This is a genomic window from Stenotrophomonas sp., from assembly GCF_032099025.1.
GTDB lineage: Bacteria > Pseudomonadota > Gammaproteobacteria > Xanthomonadales > Xanthomonadaceae > Stenotrophomonas.
In genome coordinates this window covers 37802-59117 of sequence record NZ_DAMCID010000008.1, presented here as the reverse complement: position 1 = coordinate 59117, position 21316 = coordinate 37802, and the positions used below count along the sequence as shown (strand labels likewise).

The following is a 21316-nucleotide window of genomic DNA, read 5'->3' as shown; positions in this document are numbered from 1 at the left end:
TCAGTGCTCGCTTGGCGACGCATTGGAACTGACCGAGCGTCCTTTCACCACTTCGTGGGACGCCATCGCCGCACAGATGAATTTACGCAACTTTTCATACCGCCCCAAGCGAACCATGTCACGTGGCGACACATCGCCCAACATTGGATTGGTCGATCGGAACCAGAGCGCTGTTTTGCCCACGTCCCCGTCAAAGACCTGGGCTACCAGATTCACAATGCTGCCAATCTCTTCCAGGCGATCACGCACGGCCTTCGGAATGTGGCTGTCGTAGCGCACGGACGACGGCGATACGGCCGACAGCCGCGACACCGCCCTCTTGTCGAGGTCGAGCCAATCCGCGACTTTCTTGGGGTCAAACGACGGGCCGTAGCCAAAGTTGAGCGCATCGCGGGCGGGAATGGTGCTGAAGAGAGACGGTTCCACAAGTCCACCGAACGGAAAACGGGCGTGGGTGATCTTAACGCGCCCCGCTTTAGAACATGTTAACAGCACCTTACAACCATTTTGAGAACATGATTTAGCTTTTATTATTCAATAGCTTATTAGTATTCGGCAGTTGGTCCGTGGTTGATCCTCGCCTTCATGATGCGGCTCCTGCGGCCACTGGGCGAGTGGCAGCGCCGGACGCCATCGCCAATGCGGCCGCCTCGGCGTCGCCCTTGCGCTCACTGTAGCGGTCAACCAGGCAGTCACTGAGATCCCGGACGAGCTGCGTGAACTTCACCAGTTCCTCCATGACATCAACGACCCGGTCGTAGTAAGGCGACGGCTTCATCCGTCCGCTCTCGTCGAACTCCTGCCATGCCTTTGGCACAGAAGATTGGTTTGGGATGGTGACCATGCGCATCCATCGCCCGAGCACGCGCAGTGCGTTCACTACATTGAAAGACTGCGAGCCCCGCTGACCTGCATCATCGCCAGCGTGCGGCCCTAGGTCGGGCGCACGCTGGCTTCTTCTAGCGGAAGCCTGTCGATCTGGTCCTTCAGCACGGCGAGCTTCCGGCTGAAGGACTACCCGCGCACGACAGCCATCGCCTTTACCGCGGCGGGCAACAACTTCGAGTGGCCATTGCTGTAGCGGTTGCCGCGTTCGGCGTCAGCTCACCTGTCGCCTTCGCAGCTGTTATTGGCCCGCTGATTGAAGTGCCGGTTCTTATCATTCTGGTGAACGTCGCGCTACGTCCGAAGCAACGTCATTTCGCTTGGCCACGCGCCTGATGACGCCATGACATTCTGCGCATTCTGGAAAAGAAAAAAGGCTCGAACCCTGCGGTCCAAGCCTTTGATCTGATTACCAACAATGGTCGGGACGGCCGGATTTGAACCGACGACCCTCTGCCCCCCAGGCAGATGCGCTACCAGGCTGCGCTACGCCCCGATGATGCTGGTGTTGTCCCTGCTTTGCAGCAGGCCGACAAGTATAACGGGTTTGATCGAAAAATGGTTCAGCGACGGAGCAACTGCAGTACTTCTTCCAGCTCCATGCGCGTCTGCTTGATGATCTGGTTGCTCAGCGCCGACTCGTCGCGGGCGCCGGCACCTTCCAGGCGCAGGCGGGCGCCGCCGATGGTGTAGCCCTGCTCATAGAGCAGGCCGCGGATCTGGCGCACCATCAGCACGTCGTGGCGCTGGTAGTAGCGGCGGTTGCCGCGGCGCTTGGCCGGTTCCAGGCTGGGAAACTCGGTTTCCCAGTAGCGCAGCACGTGCGGCTTCACATCGCACAGCTCGCTGACTTCACCAATGGTGAAGTAGCGCTTGGCCGGTATCGGCGGAAGCTCGCGGTTACTGCCCGGATCCAGCATATGCCTCTACCCTTTCCTTGAGCTTCTGGCCCGGACGGAAGGTGACCACCGTACGGGCGGAAATCGGAATTTCCTCACCGGTCTTCGGGTTGCGGCCCGGGCGCTGGTTCTTGCGCCGCAGGTCGAAATTGCCGAAGCCGGACAGCTTCACCTGACGTCCCTGTTCCAATGCTTCACGCAGCACATCGAAGAACGCGTCGACAAATTCCTTGGCTTCGCGCTTGTTCAGACCCACTTCGTCGAACAGCTTTTCGGCCATCTCGGCCTTCGTCAATGCCATTGCCTGCTACCCCCCATGCTGCCCGCTCAACCGCGGATCCGGGCGTGGTGTTCACGCTCCATTGCAGCCACCGCCTCGGTGACCACCGCATCCACGTCGCGGTCCGTCAGAGTGCGCGACTTGTCCTGCAAAATCAAGCCCATAGCGAGACTCTTGAAGCCCGGCTCGACCCCCTGGCCCACGTAACGGTCGAACAGGGTCACCTGCCGCAGCAACGGGCCCACGGCACGGCGCAGGGTGGCTTCCAGATCGGCCCAGGCGGCCGCCTCGGGCACCAGGAACGCCAGGTCGCGGCGCACCGACGGGAACCGCGACAGCTCGCTGGCACGCGGCAGGCTGCGGGCCGCCAGCGGGGCGAGGTCCAGCTCGAAGGCGAACACGTCCACGTCGATGTCCATGGCCTTGGCCAGGCGCGGGTGGATCTGGCCGATCCAGCCCAGGCTCACGCCGTCGCGCAGCACCTCGGCCGAACGCGCCGGGTGGCCGTACGGGCGGGTCGAGGGCACGAAGCTGAGCGCGGCGCCGGAGGCGGCGGCCAGCGATTCGAGGTCGCCCTTGAGGTCATGGAAATCGACCTTGCGGGTGGCCAGGCCCCACTGCTGGGTGTCGGCATCGCCACAAACGGCGGCCGCCACGCGCTGGGTTTCCAGCGGTGCGGGCGTGCCCTCCCCGGCCTGCGGGTGGAACACGCGGCCCAGCTCGAACAGGCGCACGGTGGCCTGCTGGCGGGCGGCGTTGCGGCCCAGCGTGGCCACCAGGCCCGGCAGCAGCGCCGGGCGCATCACGGCCAGTTCGGCCGAGAGCGGGTTGGCCAGTGCCACCACGTTGTCGTGCAACTGCCAGTGGGCCAGCAGCGCGGCATCGACGAAGGCGTAGTTGATGGTTTCCTGCAGGTCGCGGGCGACCAGCTGGCGGCGGGTGCTCAGCTCGTCCAGGCGGGTCTCGCTGGGCATGGCAATCCGCGCGGCACCGCCCGGCAGGGTGGTGGGAATGCGCTCGTAGCCATGGATGCGCGCCAGCTCTTCAATCAGGTCTTCTTCGATGGCGATGTCGAAGCGGCGGCTCGGGGCGGTGACCTGCCAGCCATCGGCGGCGGCGGCCACGTCCATGCCCAGCGCGCGCAGGATGCGCTCCACCTCGGCATCGGCAATCTGGATGCCCAGCACGCGGGCGATGCGCGCACGGCGCAGCACGATGGTCGCGGTAGCCGGCAGGTCTGCCTCGCGCACCGCCTCCGTCACCGGGGCGGGCGTACCGCCAGCCAGGTCCAGGATCAGGCGGGTGGCGTATTCAACCGCGGTGCGCGGCAGCGCGGGGTCCACGCCGCGCTCGAAGCGGTGGCCGGCATCGGTGTGCAGGCCCAGCTTGCGGCCACGGCCCATGATGGCGGCCGGCGCGAAGTGCGCGGCTTCCAGGAACACAGCGGTGGTGTCGTCGGTCACGCGGGTGTCGAAGCCGCCCATCAGGCCGGCCAGCGCCACCGGACGGTCGGCGTCGGTCACGACCAGGAAGCTGTCGTCCAGCGCGGCATCGCGGCCGTCGAGCAGCTTCACGGTTTCGCCGGCACGCGAACGGCGCACGCCGATGCTGCCCTGCAGGGTGCCCAGGTCGTAGGCATGCATCGGCTGGCCCAGCTCCAGCATCACGTACTGGGTGATGTCCACCAGCAGCGACACCGGACGCACGCCGCTGCGACGCAGCCGCTCGGCCATCCACAACGGGGTGGCGGCGCGCGGGTTGACGCCCTCGATGACACGGCCGACGAAACGCGGCGCTTCAGCGCCGGCGTCCAGGGCGATGCTCAGTTCACGGCTGCCCACGGCGGCGACGGGGGCGGCAGCGAACGGCACCACTTCGCTGGCGCACGCGGCGGCCACGTCGAAGGCGATGCCACGCACGCTGAAGCAGTCGGCACGGTTGGGGGTGAGCTTGATCTCGATGCTGGCATCGGGCAGGCCCAGGTACTCGACCAGGGGCTGGCCCACCGGGGCGTCGTCGGGCAGCTCGAACAAGCCCGATGCATCGGTGTCCAGGCCCAGTTCCTTGGCCGAGCACAGCATGCCGTTGGAATCCACGCCACGCAGCTTGGCCGCCTTGATGTTGAGGTCGCCGATCTTCGCACCGATCATCGCCAGCGGCGCGACCAGGCCCGGGCGCGCATTCGGCGCGCCGCACACGATCTGCAGCTGCTCGCCCTGCCCGGCGTCGACCTGGCAGATCTGCAGGCGGTCGGCTTCGGGGTGGCGTTCCGCGGAGAGGATGCGCGCCACCACCACGTGGTCCAGGCCAACGCCGAGGTCGGTGACCTCTTCGACTTCCAGGCCGATGGCGGTCAGCACCACGCCGAGTTCATCACGCGAGACGGTGGTGGGAACGTGGCTGCGCAGCCAGTTTTCAGAGAATTTCATGGTGTCACCCTGGGGGGCCCGGCGCAGGCGCCTGGAGCCGTGATGAATGGTTTCGGCGTTACGCGAATTGTTTCAGGAACCGCACGTCGTTCTCGAAGAACGCGCGCAGGTCGTTGACGCCGTAACGCAGCATGGCGAAGCGCTCCACACCCAGGCCGAAAGCGAAGCCGGTGTAGCGCTCCGGGTCGATGCCCACGTTGCGCAGCACGTTCGGATGGACCATGCCGCAGCCGAGCACTTCCAGCCAGCGGGTGCTGCCGTCGGGCTGCTGCCAGGCGATATCGACTTCCGCGCCGGGTTCAACGAACGGGAAGTAGCTGGGGCGGAAGCGCATGTCGAAATCGCGCTCGAAGAACGCGCGCACGAACTCGGACAGGGTGCCCTTGAGGTCGGCGAAGGTCGAATGCTCATCCACCAGCAGGCCTTCCACCTGGTGGAACATGGGCGAATGGGTCTGGTCGCTGTCGCTGCGGTACACCTTGCCGGCGGCGATCATGCGCAGCGGCGGCGCGTGGTCGCCCATGTAGCGCACCTGCACCCCGGAGGTATGCGTGCGCAGCAGGCGGCCGTCGCCGAAGTAGAAGGTGTCGTGCATGGCCCGCGCCGGATGGTGCGGCGGGAAGTTCAGGGCTTCGAAGTTGTGCCAGTCGTCTTCGATTTCCGGGCCTTCGGAGAGCTCGTAGCCCAGGCGGCCGAAGATCTCGGTGATGCGCTCCAGGGTGCGCGTGACCGGATGCAGGCCAGCACGTTCGGCGCGGCGGCCCGGCAGGGTGATGTCGATCGCTTCCGCGGCCAGGCGCGCGTCGAGCGCAGCGTTCTCCAGCACGGCTTTGCGTTCGCCCAGCGCGCGGGTCAGCGCGTCCCGGTAAAGGTTGATGGCTTCGCCGGCGGCCTTGCGCTCGTCGGCGGGCAGCGTGCCCAGCTGCTTGAGCTGTGCGGTGATGCTGCCGCTCTTGCCCAGCAGGGCCACGCGCAGGGCTTCCAGCGCATCGGGGCTCTGGGCGGCGGCCACGTCGGCCAGCGCCTGGGTGGTCAGGGATTGGATGTCACTCATGGATAGCCTGGACCTCGCGTCGGTATGTCTTCGCGATGTGCGCCGGGCCGACCCCCGTCGCCACCGCTGTCGGGACGGCACCCGGTTGGGCTGCCGCCACCACAAAAAAGAATGGGGAAGGACTCGCGCCCTTCCCCATGCATTGCCTTACCCGCAGCCGTTGCGTTTGCACGGCAACGGCGGGGAATGGACTTATGCCGCCAGCGCGCCCTTGGCCTTTTCGGCCAGTGCAGCAAAACCAGCTGCGTCGTGCACGGCGATATCGGCCAGCACCTTACGGTCCAGGGTGATACCCGACTTGAGCAGGCCATTCATGAAACGGCTGTAGCTCAGGCCGTTGATGCGGGCAGCCGCGTTGATGCGGGTGATCCACAGCGAACGGAAGTTGCGCTTCTTCTGCTTACGACCGATGTAGGCGTACTGCTGTGCCTTGATGACGGCCTGCTTGGCAACGCGGAAGACCTTGCGGCGAGCGTTGTAGTAACCCTTCGCCAGGGTCAGAATTTTCTTGTGGCGGCGACGCGCCTGTACGCCACGCTTTACTCGTGCCATGGGTCAGTCCTCAGAGGTAGGGAAGCATACGGTTCAAACGGCCTGCGTCTTCTGCACGAACATGGTTCGTCTGACGCAGATTGCGCTTCCGCTTGGTCGACTTCTTCGTGAGGATGTGGCTACGGTTGGCGTGGCCAGCCTTGAACTTGCCGGACGCGGTCTTGCGGAAGCGCTTGGCCGCCGCCCGGTTGGTCTTGATCTTGGGCATTGCAATGTCCTTGATGATGTTTTGTCACTGACCAGGGCGGTGGCATTGCCACACTTTCCGTCCGTGCCCTTGCCTGCTTGTAAGCCCGGGATCCCCACTGGGAACCAGGCCGGTCCTGTTGCCGTTGAAAAGCTTGAAACCGTTCAAAACAGCAGCCCCGCAAAAAAACGGGGTCGCCCATTATGCATGGGTCGGGGAACGGGTGCAAGCTGTTGATCGGACGGGGTTTGCCGGGCTGAAGGCCGGAAACCTGGACGGGACGCCGCGCCGCTGGGCCACGCGCGCCGTGGCTGCGCGTGGTCCGGGTCCGCGAAGCCACGCAGGGCGTGGCTCTACCGGGCGGCAGTCCGGTACCGCGCAGGACACGCAGAGCGTGTCACCACGGGTTATTTCTTCTTCGGCGCGATCATCATGACCATCTGCCGGCCTTCCAGGCGCGGACGGGACTCGATCACGATGTCCTCGCCCAGATCACCTTCGATCCGGTTGGCCATTTCGCGACCCAGTTCCTGATGGCTCATTTCACGACCACGGAAGCGGATGTTCACCTTGATCTTGTCACCCTCTTCCAGGAAACCGCGCATCTTGCGCAGCTTGATCTGGTAGTCGCCTTCATCGGTGACCGGGCGGAACTTCACTTCCTTGATCTCGACCTGCTTGGTCTTCTTCTTGGCCTCGTTGGCCTTCTTCTGCGCTTCGAACTTGAACTTGCCGAAGTCCATGATCTTGCAGACCGGCGGATCAGCCTGCGGCTGAATCTCGACCAGGTCCAGACCTTCGTCTTCGGCCATCGACAGCGCTTCGTCACGCGTCAACACGCCAATCATTTCACCGTCACTGCCGATCACGCGTACGCGCGGCACCCGGATTTCCTGATTCTTGCGGTTCTGTTTGTTGTCAGGGGTACTGATATTGCAATCTCCCAGAGGAATCAAACCGGCCCTGAGCGGATCATCCGCAGGGCCGGGACTTTCTTACACAGACTGTTCTGCCTGCAACCGCTCGATGAAGGCCTGGACGGACATGCTGCCCAGATCCTCGCCAGAGCGCGTACGCACGGCCACGGCGCCGTTTTCCTTCTCACGGTCGCCCACCACCAGTAGGTACGGGACCCGCTGCAGCGTATGCTCGCGAATCTTATAACCGATCTTCTCATTGCGCAAATCGGCCGTTACCCGGAACCCTTGATCTGCAAGGGTTTTGGTTACTTCCTGGACGTATTCAGCCTGCGCATCGGTAATATTGGCCACCACGGCCTGGGTCGGCGCCAGCCAGGACGGGAACTGACCGGCATGGTGCTCGATCAGGATGCCGATGAAGCGCTCCATGGAGCCCACGATGGCCCGGTGCAGCATGACCGGGTGCTTCTTCTGGCTGTTTTCGTCCACGTACTCGGCGCCGAGGCGGCCGGGCATCATGAAATCGACCTGCATGGTGCCCAGCTGCCAGGTACGGCCGATGGCGTCCTTGAGGTGGTACTCGATCTTCGGGCCGTAGAAGGCACCCTCGCCCGGCAGCTCCTGCCATTCCACGCCACAGGTGGACAGCGCCGAGCGCAGCGCGCCTTCGGCCTTGTCCCAGGTGGCGTCGTCGCCCAGGCGCGATTCGGGGCGCAGGGCGATCTTGATCTGGATGTCGTCGAAGCCGAAGTGCTGGTACACCGCCAGCGCCTGCTGGTGGAAGGCGGTCACTTCCGCTTCGATCTGCGACTCGGTGCAGAACACGTGGCCGTCGTCCTGGGTGAAGCCACGCACGCGCAGGATGCCGTGCAGCGCGCCGGACGGCTCGTTGCGGTGGCACGAACCGAACTCACCGTAGCGGATGGGCAGGTCGCGGTAGCTGTGCAGGCCCTGGTTGAACACCTGGACATGGCCCGGGCAGTTCATCGGCTTGACCGCGTAGGTGCGCTTCTCCGATTCGGTGAAGAACATGTTGTCCTGGTAGTTGTCCCAGTGACCGGACTTCTTCCACAGGCTCACGTCCAGGATCTGCGGGCAGCGCACTTCGCCGTAGCCGCTCTTGCGGTAGACCTTGCGCATGTACTGCTCGACCACCTGCCACAGCGCCCAGCCCTTGGGGTGCCAGAACACCAGGCCCGGGGCCTCTTCCTGCAGGTGGAACAGGTCCTGCTGCTTGCCGATGCGGCGGTGGTCGCGCATTTCGGCTTCTTCGATGCGCTTGATGTACGCCTCGAGCTGCTTCTTGTCGGCCCAAGCGGTGCCGTAGATGCGCTGCAGCTGCTCGTTCTGCGCATCGCCGCGCCAGTACGCGCCGGAGATGCGGGTCAGCTTGAAGGCCTTCAGGAAGCGCGTGTTCGGCACGTGCGGGCCGCGGCACATGTCCACGTATTCCTGGTGGTAGTACATGCCCATGGCCTGGATGTCAGGGGACATGTCTTCGATCAGGCGCAGCTTGTAGTCCTCGCCACGCGCCTTGAAGATCTCGACGACCTCGGCGCGCGGGGTGACCTTCTTGACCACGTCGTAGTCCTGGGCGATCAGCTCGCCCATGCGCTTCTCGATCGCGGCCATGTCCTCGGGCGTGAACGGACGCTCGGACTGGATGTCGTAATAGAAACCTTCGGCGATCACCGGGCCGATCACCATCTTGGCGTCCGGGTACAGCTGTTTCACCGCATGACCCACCAGGTGGGCGCAGGAGTGGCGGATGATCTCCACGCCCTCCTCGTCCTTGGCGGTGATGATGCGCAGGCTCGCGTCATGGTCGATGACGTCACTGGCATCGACCAGGGTGCCGTCCACCGAACCGGCGATGGTGGCCTTGGCCAGGCCGGCACCGATCGACTGGGCGACGTCCATGACACTGACGGGGTTTTCGAACTCACGGCGGCTGCCGTCGGGGAGCGTGATCGCGATCATGACTGGGCTTTGGGCTTTGTGCTTGTGGGCCTGCGAGGCAGGCCGGGGAAACGGAGTCGAGGGTGTCCGGGTGCGCCGCCGGATAAAAGAAAAGCGCCACGAAGGCGCCTGGGCAAGGAGCCGTCGGACGTTCAGCGCTGGGCGGTGGTAGTGCTCATGTCGCACGCTGGACCGGCGCTTGGCGCGGGTCACCTTGTTGCCTCGAGGTGGATGCCCTGATCTTAAACCAAACCCGTTGCGATGCCCAATCAGTAGTGCCGGCCGCTGGCCGGCTCCGTAGTGCCGGCCGCTGGCCGGCTCCCTGTAGTGCCGGCCGCTGGCCGGCTCCAAGGGTAGTGCCGGCCGCTGGCCGGCTCCATGCACAACCGGCGCACGCGCTTCTGAATAGGCCCGTGTGGCGCGCGGAAACGGCAATGATTACCATGCGCAGGCTGCCGTCACCGCCCGGCCCCTCCTGCTTCCCCAAGGACTCCCATGCCCTGCGCCGCCCCTACGGCCCGCACGCCCCTGCCCTGCACGGCGCTTCCATGCTGAGCGCGGACGCCTTGGGGCTGCTGTACTGCGGCCTGGCCGGTGCCGCCTCGGCCTTCTCTGCACTGGCCTTCTACGCCGCCTCCCCGCACTGCCACTGGCCACGCCTGCGCCGCGCCGGCCGGCTGGGTCGCCAGCTCGGGCTCGTCGCCGCGGCCACGTCGCTGTGGCTGTGGATGGGCCAGCTCGGCCTGGCCACCGGCTTCTGCGTGACGCTGGCCGGCTGGATGCTCACCGCCCTGGCGCTGCCCTACCTGGCCGCGTGGACGCGACCGGACGCGGAGGCGCGACGCTGATGTGGGCACGTGCACTGGCCGGCCTGTGTGCCGGGTTCTTCGTGGCCGCCGCGGCCAGCGGCCTGATCGCCTGGCTGCCGCCGGGCCCGTGGCAGTCGGTGATCGTGCCGAGCATGGTCGCGTTCACGCCCTTGTGGATGCTGGCGGCGTTGTGGGCGTTTGCGTTCCGTACCGGGCTGCGCGCATGGCTCTGGCTCAGTGCCAGCGCCGCGCTCGGCTTTGCGCTGCTGTGGCTGCTGCGCCACTTCCACTGGGTGCAGTGAGGCCTATCCGATGAAATTCAGCTCGCTCACCCTGCGTACGTTCACCACCCTGCACACCTGGGTTGGCCTGGTCGCCGGCTTTGCGTTGTTCGTGGCGTTCTATGCCGGTGCCATCACCGTGTTCCACCACGACCTGCCGCTGTGGCAGTCGCCGCAGGGCATGGAACAGCCCGCGCAGACGCTGGACGATGCGCAGCGCCTGCTCGATGGGGTGCTGGCCAGGCACCCCGATGCCCGCAAACACGTGGGCATGACCTTCCCCGGCGCGGAAACACCGCAGTCCATCGCCTACTGGCAGGACGCCAAGGGCACCTGGCTGTTCGCCTGGGCCGACCACGTGGACGGCAGCCCGACCCCACCGCAGGCCGGCCTGGCCGAGCTGGTCAACGAACTGCACTACACGCTGGGGCTGCCGGTGGCGGGCATCTACCTGATGGGCGTGGTGAGCCTGCTGTACGGGCTGGCGCTGCTGTCGGGGCTGGTGATCCACCTGCCGAAGCTGGTCGGCGACCTGTTCGCGCTGCGCCCGGGCCGCAACCTCAAGCAGATGTGGCAGGACGCGCACAACGTGATCGGCGTGCTCAGCCTGCCCTTCCACCTGCTGTTCGCGGTCACCGGCGCGCTGCTGTGCCTGATGTTCCTGCAGATGGCCGCGCTCAATCCGCTGATCTACGACAACAACCTGCTGGCGGCGCTGCCGGCGGCGACCGATACCGCGCCGATCCGCGCGCCGGCCAATGCGCCGGTCCGCGCGGGCAGCCTGGCGATGCTGCATGCACGCGCCATCGCGGTGGCCAACGACCATGGCCAGGCGCGGTTCGAGCCGGCCTACCTGAAGCTGGCCAATGCCGGCGATGCCAACGCGACCATCGAGATCACCGGCGACGGCGGCGTGTCGCTGGGTCCGCTGGGTGCGGTGGCGCTGGATGCCAATACCGGCGATCTGCTGCATACCCAGCTGCCCGGCCAGCGCGACGCCAACCATGCCACGCTGGCAACGGCCTATGCGCTGCACTTTGGCGAGTTCGGCAACGGGTTGGTGCCGTGGCTGTACTTCGCGCTGGGCCTGGGCGGTGCGTTCCTGTTCTATTCGGGCAACCTGCTGTGGATCGAGTCGCGCCGCAAGCGCCGCCAGGTCACGCAGGGGCGCGCGCAGATCAACATGGCGCGGGCCACCGTGGGCGTGTGCATCGGCCTGTGCGTGGCGGTGTCGGCGGCGTTCGTCAGCGTGCAGCTGCTGGAGCACCTGGCCCCGGCGCAGGCCGACCGTGGCATGCGCTGGACCTGCTTCCTGGTCTGGGGCGGCTGCGCCCTGTGGGCGGCGCTGCGTGCGCCGTCGAAGGCGGCCGTGGAGCTGCTGTGGGCGGCAGCCATCGTCACCGCGCTGATCCCGGTGGCGCACGGGGCAATGAGCGGGCTGTGGCTGTGGACCAGCGCGGCGCGCGGTTACTGGCCGCTGTTCTGGGTGGACGGTGTGGCACTGGCGATGGCGCTGGGGTTTGGCGCGATGGCACGCGCAACGCGCCGCCGGGCACTAAACGGCGACCCGAACAGCGTGTGGGCCGCAGCCACCTGACACGCGTAGAGCCACGCCCTGCGTGGCTGCTCTTCGGTGTGGACCGCGAAGCCACGCAGGGCGTGGCTCTACTTGGGTGTCCGGGCGCCTCAGCCACGCAGGGCGTGGCTCTACCCTGGGTGTACGGGCGCCTCAGCCACGCAGGGCGTGGCTCTACCCCCCCGGGGTGGGCGCCTTTCAGAAATCTTCAGGCGCTTTTCCAGCACTTCAGATGCGCTGCTGGCGTAGTGGGCCCCTCACCCAAGGAGCTCCACCCATGCGTCGAACTACACTGCGTTTCCCCGCCCTGATCCTGTCTCTCACCACCTTCCTGCCCATCGCTACCATGGCGGCGCCGGCGCGGCTGGACCCTGCCCCACTCACCGCGCTGGAAGCCGCCATTGCCAGCGAGGACATCAAGCAGGTCACCAGCGTGCTGCTGCTGGTGGATGGCAAGGTGGCCTACGAACACTACTTCAACGGCGCCGATGCCGAGACCCTGAACGATGTGCGCTCGGCCAGCAAGAGCGTGACCGCGATGCTGGTCGGCGCGGCCATCGGCGACGGCCACCTGCCCGGGGTACAGGCGCGCGTCTACGACTACTTCCCCGAATTCACCGCGCAGCACACCGTCGATCCGCGCCTGCTCGGCACCACGGTCGAAGACCTGCTCACCATGAGCAGCCTGTGGGAGTGCGATGACCAGAACCAGTTTTCCAGCGGCAACGAAGAGCGCATGTATGTCACCGAGCGCTGGCTGGACTTCGCGCTGTCGCTGCCGGTGAAGGGATTCGCACCGTGGATGACCCGGCCCGAGGACAGCCCGCACGGCCGCGCGCATGCCTACTGCACCGCCAATTCGTTCGTGCTGGGCGCGGTGGTGGAACGGGCCACGAAGATGCCGCTGGCCGACTACGCCGCGCAGGCGCTGGAGCGCCCGCTGGGCATTGCCAACAGCCACTGGAACCGCTCCCCCGAAGGCATCGGCATGGGCGGCGGTGGCACGCGCTACCGCAGCCGTGACCTGGCCCGGTTGGGCGAACTGGTGCTGGCCGGCGGGCGCTGGCAGGGCAAGCAGGTCGTCCCCGCCGCCTACATCGCGGCCATGATCCGCCCGCAGGCGGAGACCGATGACGGCAGCGACTACGGCTACCAGTGGTGGGGCGTGAAGCTGCCGGTGGACGGCAAGGAAACCACGGTGTGGGCGATGTCCGGCAACGGCGGCAACTACGTGTTCGTGATGCCGGAGAAGAAGCTGGTCGCGGTGGTCACCAGCCGGGCCTACAACCGCAACTATGCCCATCCGCAGTCGCGCCGCGTGCTTACCGAGTTCCTGTTGCCGGCGCTGCGCTGAGGCCCTTCAGGTCATCGGGGCGCCACGGCGCGGACAGCACCTGTGCGCGCTGGGTGGCAACGTCCGCGTCGATGCGGGCGAGCAGACGCTCCCACCCTGCCGCGCTGCGCAGGGGCGCGAATAGCGGGCTGACGCGCAGCCACGCGGCGTCGCGGAAGCCTGCGTCCACGGCAGCGTGCAGGTCGGCCATCGCCGCGCCTGCATCGCCCTGCGCCTGGTGCAGCAAGGCACGCTCAAGCGCGGTGTCCGACCAGCCGTCGTCTGCCTGTTCTTTCAGGGCACGCAGGCGGGCGGTGAGCCACTCGGGCGTGGCCGTGCCGGCACCGTACAGTCCCGCCAGCGTCTGCCCCATCGACTGCTGCGGGCGCAGCTGGCGGCTGTGTTCGAAGGCCTGCGCCGCGCCCTGCGTATCGCCGTCCATCAACAGCAGCTCGCCCTGCAGGCGCAGCAACTCCGGATGCGGGGTGCCGCGTGCGAGGGCCTGGTCCAGTGCCTGCCGTGCCTTGCCCTGCTCGCCCATGGCCAGCAGGCTGCGCGGCCAGGCGATGTTGCTGAAGACGTTGTCCGGAAACAGCTGGAAGTTGTGCGCGTGGCGCCGGGCGGCGGCATCGGTGAAGCCGAGCAGCTCCAGTTCGCGCGCGACCTGCACATCGCGGAACCGGACCCGCTCGGGCGCCTTCAACGCGAGGTTGGCCTGGAGCGCCTGCGCCAGCCGCCCCTTCTCCTGCTGCAGATACGCAAGCGAGGCGCGCGTGCGCTCATCCTGAGGGTCGCGCCGCAGCGCCTGTTCGTAGTCGGCCATCGCCCGCGACATGTCGCCCAGGCAATCGTGTGCATAGCCGCGCGCCGCGAACGCCACCGCATCGTCGGGCGCGGCCGTCAGTGATTGTCCGGCCAGCACCAGCGCCTCCTCCGCATGCTCGCGGGTGCCGTTGAACAGACAGGCGTCGGCCGCCAACGCACGCGCGAGTCCGCGCCGGGCCGCCGCCGAATCCGGATCGATCTGCAGCGCCTGCCGGTACAGCACGATGGCGCGGTCGTTGTTGCTGGCCTGGCCGATGCCGGCGTAGTAGCCCGCACGCTGCAGCACCGGATCGGCCGGCGAACGTGGCGCGCTGCGCGGCCATGCGACGATCACGGCGACCACCGCGACGAGGGCAGCGGCAACGCCGGTTGCCGGCCACGCCCAGCGTCGCTTCGGCTCAGGCGCGCGATCCTGCGGGGGTGCGGGTGCCGAATGCTGCAACGGTGCACCCAGCTGGTAGCCACGGCCGCGCACGGAACGCACGTAGCGCGGCTGGCGGCTGTCATCCCCCAATGCCTGGCGCAGCAGCTTCACCCGCTGGCTGATGGCATCTTCGCCGACCACCGCCGGTGCCCACACCTGGTCGGCGAGCGTGTCGAACGCCACCACGTCGGTGCCGTGCGCCAGCAGGCACTCCAGCAGCCGCCAGCTGAGCCCGCTGACCGGCAGCACCACGTCACCGCGCCTTACCTGCTGCGCGGCACGGTCGATGTGTAGATCCAGCAGCTGCACGGTCGTCATGCGTGCAAGCATAGTGCAGGTTTACGGCTGGAACGGAGCGGCCATCGCCTTCAACAGGCTGCCGCTGTCATCGTCGGCGGTCAGTTCCCAGGTGAACACGCCACGCAGCTTCTGCGCTTTGGCGTAGTCCGCACGCAGCGCGATCGAGGTCGGGTCTTCGTAGCTGATGAAGACCTTCTCGGCAGCGTTGTACAGCCACGGGGTCTGCGCCACCGGGTGCCAGTGGCGCTGCCAACCGGGCGTGTCCAGGAACTCGCGCTGGATGCGGCGCCAGTCGCCTGCTTCGAACGGGGCGCTGTACGGCTGGTACAGGCCATCGGCAGATTCCGTGGTGACCTTGAAGCCACGCCCATAGAACGGCACGCCCAACACCAGCTTGTCATCCGGCACGCCGTGCTGGCGGTAGTACTGCACCGCGCCTTCCACGCTGTTCCAGCGGCGCTGTTCCGGTGCCAGCGGGTCCTGCGGCACCTCGCGCAGCGGCGCGTTGAAGGTGGACACCTTGGAGAAGCCGGTGCCCATGTCGTAGCTCATCAGGTTGATGAAATCGAGCGCCTTGCCCAGTTCCTTCAGCTCATAGCTGAGCGCGGGATCGTACGGACCATCGGTCTGCACGCGGCCCGCCGGCAGCGCGGCGGTGAGCAGCCGGTGCGGCCCACGCCCAGTGTCGAGCGCGTCCAGCTGGCGGCGGAATTCCTGCACCAGCAGGGTCATGTTGCGCCGATCCTCCGGGCGGTCGGTGATTTCCAGCGGGCCGCCGGAGACCGGGAACTCCCAGTCGATATCCACGCCGTCGAAACTGCCCCGATGCTGTTCGAAGAACAGCGCCACGCAGGAGCGCACGAAGCTTTCGCGGCTCTGTGCAGTGAGCGCGGCGTCCGAGAACCCGCCGGCGTTCCAGCCACCGATGGAGATCATGGTGTGCAGCTGCGGGTGTTCGCGCTTGAGCGCGGCCAGCGCCTTGAAGTGCGCCGGCGCATTCTCATCGACCACGCACTTGCCGGCATCGATACGGGCGAAGGCGTAGAACAGATGGGTCAGTGTATCGGCCGGAATGGCGGATACCGGGTAGCGCTCGGCGGAGCCGCCGGGGTAGTAGGCGCCGATCACGGCGTTCGACGGCGTTGCGGCATGGCTGGCGAGCGGGAGCGCCACCGCAATGGCGGCACCCAGCAGGGAAGCAAACAGGCGGGACATGGCAATTCCGTCGAGTGGGATGGGCCAACGTTAACAAGGCACGAGACGACGTGCCCGGATGTCCTGCGAATCTGTCCGGCGGACAGGTCTACGGCGGGTGCGGCGGTCACCTACCGACCCGCAGGTGACCAGAGGCGGTGGCGTGACGGCAAGCAGCCCAGCTATCGTGTGCACAACTCTCCCGCATGCGATGACCATGGACGATCCGGTTGAATCCGCCGACAAGGCTGCTATCAGGGCGCTGTACGACCGCGCCTACGCCACCTTCAACAACGGCGACCTGCACCAGGCCAGCGCGCTGTTTGGCGAACTGACAGTGCACCGCCCCAATGTCGCCTATCTGCACTACATGCGTGGGCTGGCGCACAAGTACATGCGCGACTGGCCGGCGTCGCTGGAGCACAACCTGCGCGCGCAACAGGTTGAGGAAGAATTCGACGAAGCCTCCGCCTGGAATGCCGGCATCGCGGCCACGGCAATGGGCGACTGGGCCGAGGCCCGACGGCAGTGGGCGCAGTGCGGCATCACCATTCCCGAGGGCGATGGCCCGATCGAGTCCGATTTCGGCATGGTCGCGGTGCGGCTCAATCCGTGGGGCACTGGCGAGACGGTGTATGCGCGCCGCATCGACGTGGTGCGCGCGCGGTTGTTGAACGTGCCGCTGCCCGAGAGCGGGCACCGGTTGTTCGACATCGTGCTGCACGACGGCGCCAAGACCGGCGAACGCGTGTCCGGGGACCGCACGTATCCAGTCTTCAACGCGCTGCAGACGCTGCAGCGTTCGGACCACCGTACCTATGTGGCGTTCGTGCAATGCCCAACCGTGGAAGACAAGGAAGCGCTTGAACAGGCGGAACTGCCCGGAATCGGCTTCGTGGAAGACTGGACGCATTCGATCCGGCACCTGTGCCTGCGCTGCAGCTATGGCGTGGCCCATCTGCAGGAACACCCGCAGGGCGACGCCGATGCCGGCAACGATGACTGGAAGGTGGAGCGGCAGCTGGGGATGGGTGCGCAGGGCAAGGCGGCGGTGGAACGCCTGCTGGCCGATTGGGCGGCCGCTGGGCCGGGGCGGCGGGTGGATGCGATCGAGAGCCGGGAGGTCGAGGCTGAGGGGCCTGCCGAGGGGTCAGTGTGGTGGCGGGGGTTTGAGGACGAGGAAAACGAGGAAAGCGAGGAATAAAAAAAAACGGGCCTGGGCCCGTTTTTTTTCTTCAAGGAGTGACGACTAACAGTCGTCACTACCAGTCGTCACCGACCCTCGTAATCCGCCGTTGGCGGGTTACTCGGCGGAAACGCCTTCGCCTTCTTCGACGGCCTTCATCGACAGGCGGATACGGCCCTGCTTGTCGACTTCCAGCACCTTCACCTTGACCACATCGCCTTCCTTCAGCTTGTCGCCGACCTTCTCGACGCGCTCGCTGGAGATCTGCGAGACGTGGACCAGGCCGTCCTTGCCCGGCAGGATGGTGACGAACGCACCGAAGTCCATGATCTTGGCGACCTTGCCTTCGTAGATGCGGCCCGGCTCGACGTCCGAGGTGATCTGCTCGATGCGGGCCTTCGCCGCCTGCGCGGCGATGGCGTTGACCGAGGCGATGACGATGGTGCCGTCATCCTGGATGTCGATCTGGGTGCCGGTTTCCTTGGTGATGGCCTGGATGGTGGAACCACCCTTGCCGATCACTTCGCGGATCTTGTCCGGGTGGATCTTGATGGTCAGCAGGCGCGGCGCGTAGTCCGACAGCTCCTGGCGCGGGGCGGTCAGGCCGTGGGCCATTTCACCCAGGATGTGCAGACGGCCAGCCTTGGCCTGCTGCAGTGCCTGCTTCATGATCTCTTCGGTGATGCCTTCGATCTTGATGTCCATCTGCAGGGCGGAGATGCCCTCAGCGGTACCGGCCACCTTGAAGTCCATGTCACCCAGGTGATCTTCGTCACCCAGGATGTCGGACAGGACGACGAAGCGATCGCCTTCCTTGACCAGACCCATGGCGATACCGGCCACCGGCGACTTGACCGGCACGCCGGCGTCCATCAGGGCCAGCGAGGAACCGCAGACCGAGGCCATCGACGAGGAGCCGTTCGATTCGGTGATTTCCGACACGACACGGATGGTGTACGGGAAGGATTCCAGCGACGGCATCACTGCCAGCACACCGCGCTTGGCGAGACGGCCGTGGCCGATTTCGCGACGCTTCGGGCCCATCATGCGGCCGGTCTCACCCACCGAGTACGGGGGGAAGTTGTAATGGAACAGGAAGTTGTCCTTGTACTCACCGGACACGGCATCGATGACCTGGCCATCACGGGCGGTGCCCAGGGTGATGGTCACGATGGCCTGCGTTTCGCCGCGGGTGAACAGCGAGGAACCGTGGGTACGCGGCAGGATGCCGGTCTTCACGGCGATCGGGCGGACGGTGTCCAGCGCACGGCCGTCGATGCGGACCTTGGTGTCCAGCACCGAGTTGCGCATGGTGCTGTATTCCAGCTCACCGAATTCCTTCGACAGCTCGGCCGGGTTCCAGCCGTCGGCGGCAACGCGGCCGGCCAGCGACTCCGTCACGTCCTTCTTGATCGCCGAGATGGCGTCACGGCGCTGCAGCTTGTCGCGCACCTGGAAGGCTTCGCCCAGGCGCGGGCCAACGGCTTCCTGCAGGGCGCTGATCAGCGCATCGTTCTTGGCCGGGGCCACCCAGGTCGACGGCTTGGTGCCGGCTTCCACGGTCAGCTCGTTGATGGCGTTGATGACCTTCTGCATTTCGCGGTGACCGAAGGTCACGGCGCCCAGCATCACGTCTTCGGAGAGCAGCGCGGCTTCGGATTCCACCATCAGCACGGCATTCGAGGTACCGGCAACCACCAGTTCCAGCTCCGAATCCTTCAGCTCGGTCACGGTCGGGTTGAGGATGTACTCACCGTTCTTGTAACCCACCTTGGCAGCGGCGATCGGACCCTTGAACGGGGTACCGGCCAGCGACAGGGCTGCCGAGGCGCCGATCAGGGCAGCGATGTCACCATCGATGTCCGGGTTCAGCGACATCACGGTGGCGATGATCTGCACTTCGTTCTTGTAGTCTTCCGGGAACAGCGGACGGATCGGGCGATCGATCAGGCGCGAAATCAGCGTCTCTTTTTCGGTCGCGCGGCCTTCGCGCTTGAAGAAGCCACCCGGGATACGGCCACCGGCGTAGAACTTCTCCTGATAGTCACAGGTCAGGGGGAAGAAGTCCTGGCCCTCACGCGCGCTCTTGGCAGCCACGGCGGAGACCAGCAGCACGGTGTCGTCGAACTTGACGATGACGGCGCCACCGGCCTGACGGGCGATTTCGCCGGTTTCAAGCGTGACGGTGTGCTTGCCGTACTGGAAGGTTTTGGTGATTTTTGCCACGGGGGATGTCCTTGGGGAAATGCTGTCTTCGAATGGACCGCAGGCGACCCTTGCCGCCGGCGGGTGACCGGAAGTCCGGTCCTGGCGTTTGATGCGGTACTACCAAAACAAAACCGCGGCGCATTCCTGCGCCGCGGTCGGGGTGTCTGCTTAGCGACGCAGGCCGAGCTTTTCGATCAGGGCCTTGTAACGCACGACGTCTTTCTTCTTCAGGTAGTCCAGCAGGCTGCGGCGGCGGTTGACCATCTGCAGCAGACCGCGGCGGCTGTGGTGATCCTTCTTGTGGGTCTTGAAGTGGCCGGTCAGCAGCTCGATGCGGGCGGTCAGCAGGGCGACCTGGACTTCCGGGGAGCCGGTATCGGCCGAGCTGCGCTTGTTGTCTTCAATGACTTTCTGGGTGTCGATCGACATATCTGTTTTCTCTTGGATGCGTGGCCCGCAGAAACGTCCCATTGACGTACCGCGCGACTCGCCGTTAACGAAAGGATGAACCCGCCTACGCGGGAAGCCTGAAAAGGCCGCGAAATTGTAACGGTCGCGGCCTCCCGGAACAAGCTCCGGGTGACCGCAGTCACAGGTTGAAGCGGCGCTGCGGGGCCAGCAGACCGGTCTCGTCGACCTGGCCAAGCCCCTGGATACGGGCGTCCGGGCCGTAGACGGCCACCGTGCCCGGCGGCCAGGCCGGATCGCGCAGGCGCTGTCCCACGCAGAAGCGCGGTGCCTGTTCAGCGTCCAGCTGGACCTGCGGATAGTGAGCCAGGCCGTCGGCCAGGGGCAGCAGCAGGCGCTCCATGGCCGCCTCGTCGCCCTGCTCCGCCAACGCATACAGGGCCTCAAGGGTCACCATGGGGGCGTCGCGGAACGGGTCCACCCACAGCCGCCGCAGTCCGGCGATGTGCGCCCCACAACCCAGGGTTTCGCCCAGATCGCGGGCCAGGCTGCGGATATAGGTGCCCGATCCGCAGGTCACGCGCAGCGACAGGCGGGTGGGCTGCTGGTCCAGCACCTCGATGGCATGCACCACCACATCGCGCTCGGGCGCTTCGATGGTCTCGCCACGGCGGGCCTTCAGGTACAGCGGTTCACCGCCCTGCTTGAGCGCCGAGTAGATCGGGGCGCGCTGTCGTATATGGCCCTTCAGGGGCGCAAGGGCTGCGTCGAGCTGTTCACGGCTGATGGTCGGCACGGGCCGTTCCAGCAGCACGCTGCCATCGGAATCGTCGGTGTCGGTGGTCCGGCCCAGCACCACGTCGGCGTCGTATGCCTTGGCCGAGCCCAGCAGCAGGCCGGCAATCTTGGTGGCCTCACCGAAGCACAGCGGCAGCAGGCCGGTGGCGAGCGGGTCGAGGCTGCCGGTGTGGCCGCCCTTCTCGGCACGGAACAGACGGCGTGCCAGCTGCAGCGCGGCGTTGGAGCTCATGCCGGTGGGCTTGTCGAGCAGCAGGATGCCGTCGAGGCGACGGAAGGTAATTCGGGTCATGTGTTTCGCCGGCGTCTATCGCGCAGCCAGGCAGGGCCTGGCTCTACGTGACAACAGCCCTTGCGGGCTGTTGTTTTTATTCGGGTTTGGTGTCGCTGTCGTCGCTGTCGCCGTCGCCGGCGTCACGACTCTTCTCGGCCGCCAGGGTGTCGGGCAGCTCACGCAGCAGATTGTCGATGCGCTCGCCACGGTCGACCGAGTCGTCGTAGTGGAAGTGCAGCTCGGGCACGTGGCGCAGCTTCATGGCCTTGGCCAGGTCCATGCGCAGCTCCCAGGCCAGCTCCTTGAGCCCCTTCATCGCTTCGGCCGAACGTTCGGGCATCAGCGCGGTGACGAAGATCTTGGCATGGGCCATGTCACGGGTGATTTCGACGTCGGAAACGCTCACCGAAGGCAAGCCGTGCACACGCACAAGGTTATGTACGAGCGTACCCAGCTCACGGCGGATCTGGGCGGAAACACGGTCGGTTCGATGGAAGGTTTTTGGCACGAGGAGCTCTTCGATATTGGAATTTCG

20 protein-coding genes, 1 tRNA gene and 2 pseudogenes are annotated in these 21316 nt (G+C 66.1%); 6 read left to right on the top strand and 17 right to left on the bottom strand.

Annotation, left to right across the window (positions count from 1 at the left end):
• Window positions 1-426, bottom strand: a complete 426-nt coding sequence (locus RT456_RS07615; protein WP_313344658.1) for a hypothetical protein — start codon at window positions 424-426, stop codon at window positions 1-3.
• A gap of 157 nt (window positions 427-583) precedes the next feature.
• Window positions 584-996 (bottom strand): annotated as a pseudogene (locus RT456_RS07610) (NAD(P)H-dependent oxidoreductase); the annotation flags it as partial.
• A gap of 16 nt (window positions 997-1012) precedes the next feature.
• On the opposite strand from RT456_RS07610, the pseudogene RT456_RS07605 reads away from it, so the two are divergent.
• Window positions 1013-1221 (top strand): annotated as a pseudogene (locus tag RT456_RS07605) (arsenical-resistance protein); the annotation flags it as partial.
• Window positions 1222-1304: 83 nt separating this feature from the next.
• Here the strand turns inward: RT456_RS07605 and RT456_RS07600 are convergent.
• From RT456_RS07600 to thrS, 9 genes are all read right to left on the bottom strand, one after another.
• Window positions 1305-1381, bottom strand: a tRNA-Pro gene (locus RT456_RS07600).
• Between the two features lie 67 nt (window positions 1382-1448).
• A complete protein-coding gene (locus RT456_RS07595; protein WP_068853353.1) occupies window positions 1449-1805 on the bottom strand; it encodes a MerR family transcriptional regulator in 357 nt (118 codons plus the stop codon).
• Window positions 1786-2085, bottom strand: a complete 300-nt coding sequence (locus RT456_RS07590) for an integration host factor subunit alpha (protein ID WP_005410432.1) — start codon at window positions 2083-2085, stop codon at window positions 1786-1788. The genes RT456_RS07595 and RT456_RS07590 overlap by 20 nt, the downstream gene beginning before the upstream one ends.
• A 26-nt stretch (window positions 2086-2111) precedes the next feature.
• On the bottom strand, window positions 2112-4493 hold the full coding sequence (pheT, locus tag RT456_RS07585) for a phenylalanine--tRNA ligase subunit beta (RefSeq protein WP_313344654.1): 2382 nt from the start codon (window positions 4491-4493) through the stop codon (window positions 2112-2114).
• Window positions 4494-4551: 58 nt separating this feature from the next.
• Window positions 4552-5547 (bottom strand): phenylalanine--tRNA ligase subunit alpha, encoded by a 996-nt coding sequence (locus RT456_RS07580; RefSeq protein ID WP_313344651.1) that lies wholly within the window; start codon window positions 5545-5547, stop codon window positions 4552-4554.
• A 192-nt stretch (window positions 5548-5739) separates the two neighbouring features.
• The gene (rplT, locus tag RT456_RS07575) at window positions 5740-6099 is read right to left on the bottom strand and encodes a 50S ribosomal protein L20 (protein ID WP_017355264.1); all 360 of its coding nucleotides are present in this window, start codon (window positions 6097-6099) and stop codon (window positions 5740-5742) included.
• 10 nt (window positions 6100-6109) lie between these two features.
• The gene (gene rpmI, locus RT456_RS07570) at window positions 6110-6307 is read right to left on the bottom strand and encodes a 50S ribosomal protein L35 (RefSeq protein WP_017355265.1); all 198 of its coding nucleotides are present in this window, start codon (window positions 6305-6307) and stop codon (window positions 6110-6112) included.
• Between the two features lie 386 nt (window positions 6308-6693).
• Complete coding sequence (infC, locus tag RT456_RS07565) at window positions 6694-7233, bottom strand: translation initiation factor IF-3 (protein WP_172407481.1); 540 nt, start codon at window positions 7231-7233, stop codon at window positions 6694-6696.
• A gap of 48 nt (window positions 7234-7281) precedes the next feature.
• A complete protein-coding gene (thrS, locus tag RT456_RS07560) occupies window positions 7282-9186 on the bottom strand; it encodes a threonine--tRNA ligase (protein ID WP_313344649.1) in 1905 nt (634 codons plus the stop codon).
• Between the two features lie 413 nt (window positions 9187-9599).
• Here thrS and RT456_RS07555 point away from each other — a divergent pair, with 413 nt between their 5' ends.
• The 4 genes from RT456_RS07555 (at window position 9600) to RT456_RS07540 (ending at window position 13185) form a co-directional block, all read left to right on the top strand.
• The gene (locus RT456_RS07555; protein ID WP_313344646.1) at window positions 9600-10013 is read left to right on the top strand and encodes a hypothetical protein; all 414 of its coding nucleotides are present in this window, start codon (window positions 9600-9602) and stop codon (window positions 10011-10013) included.
• Window positions 10013-10276, top strand: coding sequence for a hypothetical protein (locus tag RT456_RS07550; RefSeq protein ID WP_313344643.1), 264 nt, complete (start codon window positions 10013-10015; stop codon window positions 10274-10276). Before RT456_RS07555 ends, RT456_RS07550 begins: the two co-directional genes overlap by 1 nt.
• 10 nt (window positions 10277-10286) lie before the next feature.
• Window positions 10287-11852, top strand: coding sequence for a PepSY-associated TM helix domain-containing protein (locus RT456_RS07545; protein ID WP_313344640.1), 1566 nt, complete (start codon window positions 10287-10289; stop codon window positions 11850-11852).
• Window positions 11853-12108: 256 nt separating this feature from the next.
• Window positions 12109-13185 carry a serine hydrolase gene (locus RT456_RS07540; protein WP_313344637.1) on the top strand — a complete coding sequence of 359 codons (1077 nt, stop codon included), beginning with the start codon at window positions 12109-12111 and terminating at the stop codon, window positions 13183-13185.
• Here the strand turns inward: RT456_RS07540 and RT456_RS07535 are convergent.
• On the bottom strand, window positions 13154-14731 hold the full coding sequence (locus tag RT456_RS07535; RefSeq protein WP_313344634.1) for a winged helix-turn-helix domain-containing protein: 1578 nt from the start codon (window positions 14729-14731) through the stop codon (window positions 13154-13156). The two genes, RT456_RS07540 and RT456_RS07535, sit on opposite strands and share 32 nt — an antisense overlap.
• Before the next feature lie 21 nt (window positions 14732-14752).
• On the bottom strand, window positions 14753-15928 hold the full coding sequence (locus tag RT456_RS07530; RefSeq protein WP_313344631.1) for a glycoside hydrolase family 18 protein: 1176 nt from the start codon (window positions 15926-15928) through the stop codon (window positions 14753-14755).
• A gap of 196 nt (window positions 15929-16124) precedes the next feature.
• Between RT456_RS07530 and RT456_RS07525 the strand changes: the two genes are divergently transcribed.
• Entirely contained in the window at window positions 16125-17111 is a 987-nt protein-coding gene (locus RT456_RS07525; protein ID WP_313344628.1) for a hypothetical protein, read from the top strand.
• Between the two features lie 99 nt (window positions 17112-17210).
• Here RT456_RS07525 and pnp read toward each other — a convergent pair whose 3' ends face one another.
• From pnp to rbfA, 4 genes are all read right to left on the bottom strand, one after another.
• Window positions 17211-19319 carry a polyribonucleotide nucleotidyltransferase gene (gene pnp, locus RT456_RS07520; RefSeq protein WP_313344625.1) on the bottom strand — a complete coding sequence of 703 codons (2109 nt, stop codon included), beginning with the start codon at window positions 19317-19319 and terminating at the stop codon, window positions 17211-17213.
• Between the two features lie 150 nt (window positions 19320-19469).
• Window positions 19470-19730, bottom strand: coding sequence for a 30S ribosomal protein S15 (gene rpsO, locus RT456_RS07515; RefSeq protein ID WP_313344622.1), 261 nt, complete (start codon window positions 19728-19730; stop codon window positions 19470-19472).
• A 160-nt stretch (window positions 19731-19890) separates the two neighbouring features.
• Window positions 19891-20799 (bottom strand): tRNA pseudouridine(55) synthase TruB, encoded by a 909-nt coding sequence (gene truB / locus RT456_RS07510; RefSeq protein WP_313344619.1) that lies wholly within the window; start codon window positions 20797-20799, stop codon window positions 19891-19893.
• Between the two features lie 76 nt (window positions 20800-20875).
• Window positions 20876-21289: a 30S ribosome-binding factor RbfA gene (gene rbfA / locus RT456_RS07505; RefSeq protein WP_313344616.1), complete on the bottom strand. Its 414-nt coding sequence runs from the start codon at window positions 21287-21289 to the stop codon at window positions 20876-20878.
• Window positions 21290-21316: the final 27 nt, after the last annotated feature.

Bases quoted from the DNA above. Each gene is read 5' to 3' on its own strand.
- RT456_RS07540 (WP_313344637.1), top strand. From the start codon at position 12,109: ATGCGTCGAACTACACTGCGTTTCCCCGCCCTGATCCTGTCTCTCACC.
- rpsO (WP_313344622.1), bottom strand. From the start codon at position 19,730: ATGTCGATCGACACCCAGAAAGTCATTGAAGACAACAAGCGCAGCTCG.
- pheT (WP_313344654.1), bottom strand. From the start codon at position 4,493: ATGAAATTCTCTGAAAACTGGCTGCGCAGCCACGTTCCCACCACCGTC.
- RT456_RS07550 (WP_313344643.1), top strand. From the start codon at position 10,013: ATGTGGGCACGTGCACTGGCCGGCCTGTGTGCCGGGTTCTTCGTGGCC.
- thrS (WP_313344649.1), bottom strand. From the start codon at position 9,186: ATGATCGCGATCACGCTCCCCGACGGCAGCCGCCGTGAGTTCGAAAAC.
- RT456_RS07535 (WP_313344634.1), bottom strand. From the start codon at position 14,731: ATGACGACCGTGCAGCTGCTGGATCTACACATCGACCGTGCCGCGCAG.
- RT456_RS07555 (WP_313344646.1), top strand. From the start codon at position 9,600: ATGATTACCATGCGCAGGCTGCCGTCACCGCCCGGCCCCTCCTGCTTC.
- rplT (WP_017355264.1), bottom strand. From the start codon at position 6,099: ATGGCACGAGTAAAGCGTGGCGTACAGGCGCGTCGCCGCCACAAGAAA.
- truB (WP_313344619.1), bottom strand. From the start codon at position 20,799: ATGACCCGAATTACCTTCCGTCGCCTCGACGGCATCCTGCTGCTCGAC.
- RT456_RS07580 (WP_313344651.1), bottom strand. From the start codon at position 5,547: ATGAGTGACATCCAATCCCTGACCACCCAGGCGCTGGCCGACGTGGCC.
- RT456_RS07595 (WP_068853353.1), bottom strand. From the start codon at position 1,805: ATGCTGGATCCGGGCAGTAACCGCGAGCTTCCGCCGATACCGGCCAAG.
- RT456_RS07590 (WP_005410432.1), bottom strand. From the start codon at position 2,085: ATGGCATTGACGAAGGCCGAGATGGCCGAAAAGCTGTTCGACGAAGTG.
- RT456_RS07530 (WP_313344631.1), bottom strand. From the start codon at position 15,928: ATGTCCCGCCTGTTTGCTTCCCTGCTGGGTGCCGCCATTGCGGTGGCG.
- RT456_RS07545 (WP_313344640.1), top strand. From the start codon at position 10,287: ATGAAATTCAGCTCGCTCACCCTGCGTACGTTCACCACCCTGCACACC.
- rpmI (WP_017355265.1), bottom strand. From the start codon at position 6,307: ATGCCCAAGATCAAGACCAACCGGGCGGCGGCCAAGCGCTTCCGCAAG.
- RT456_RS07525 (WP_313344628.1), top strand. From the start codon at position 16,125: ATGGACGATCCGGTTGAATCCGCCGACAAGGCTGCTATCAGGGCGCTG.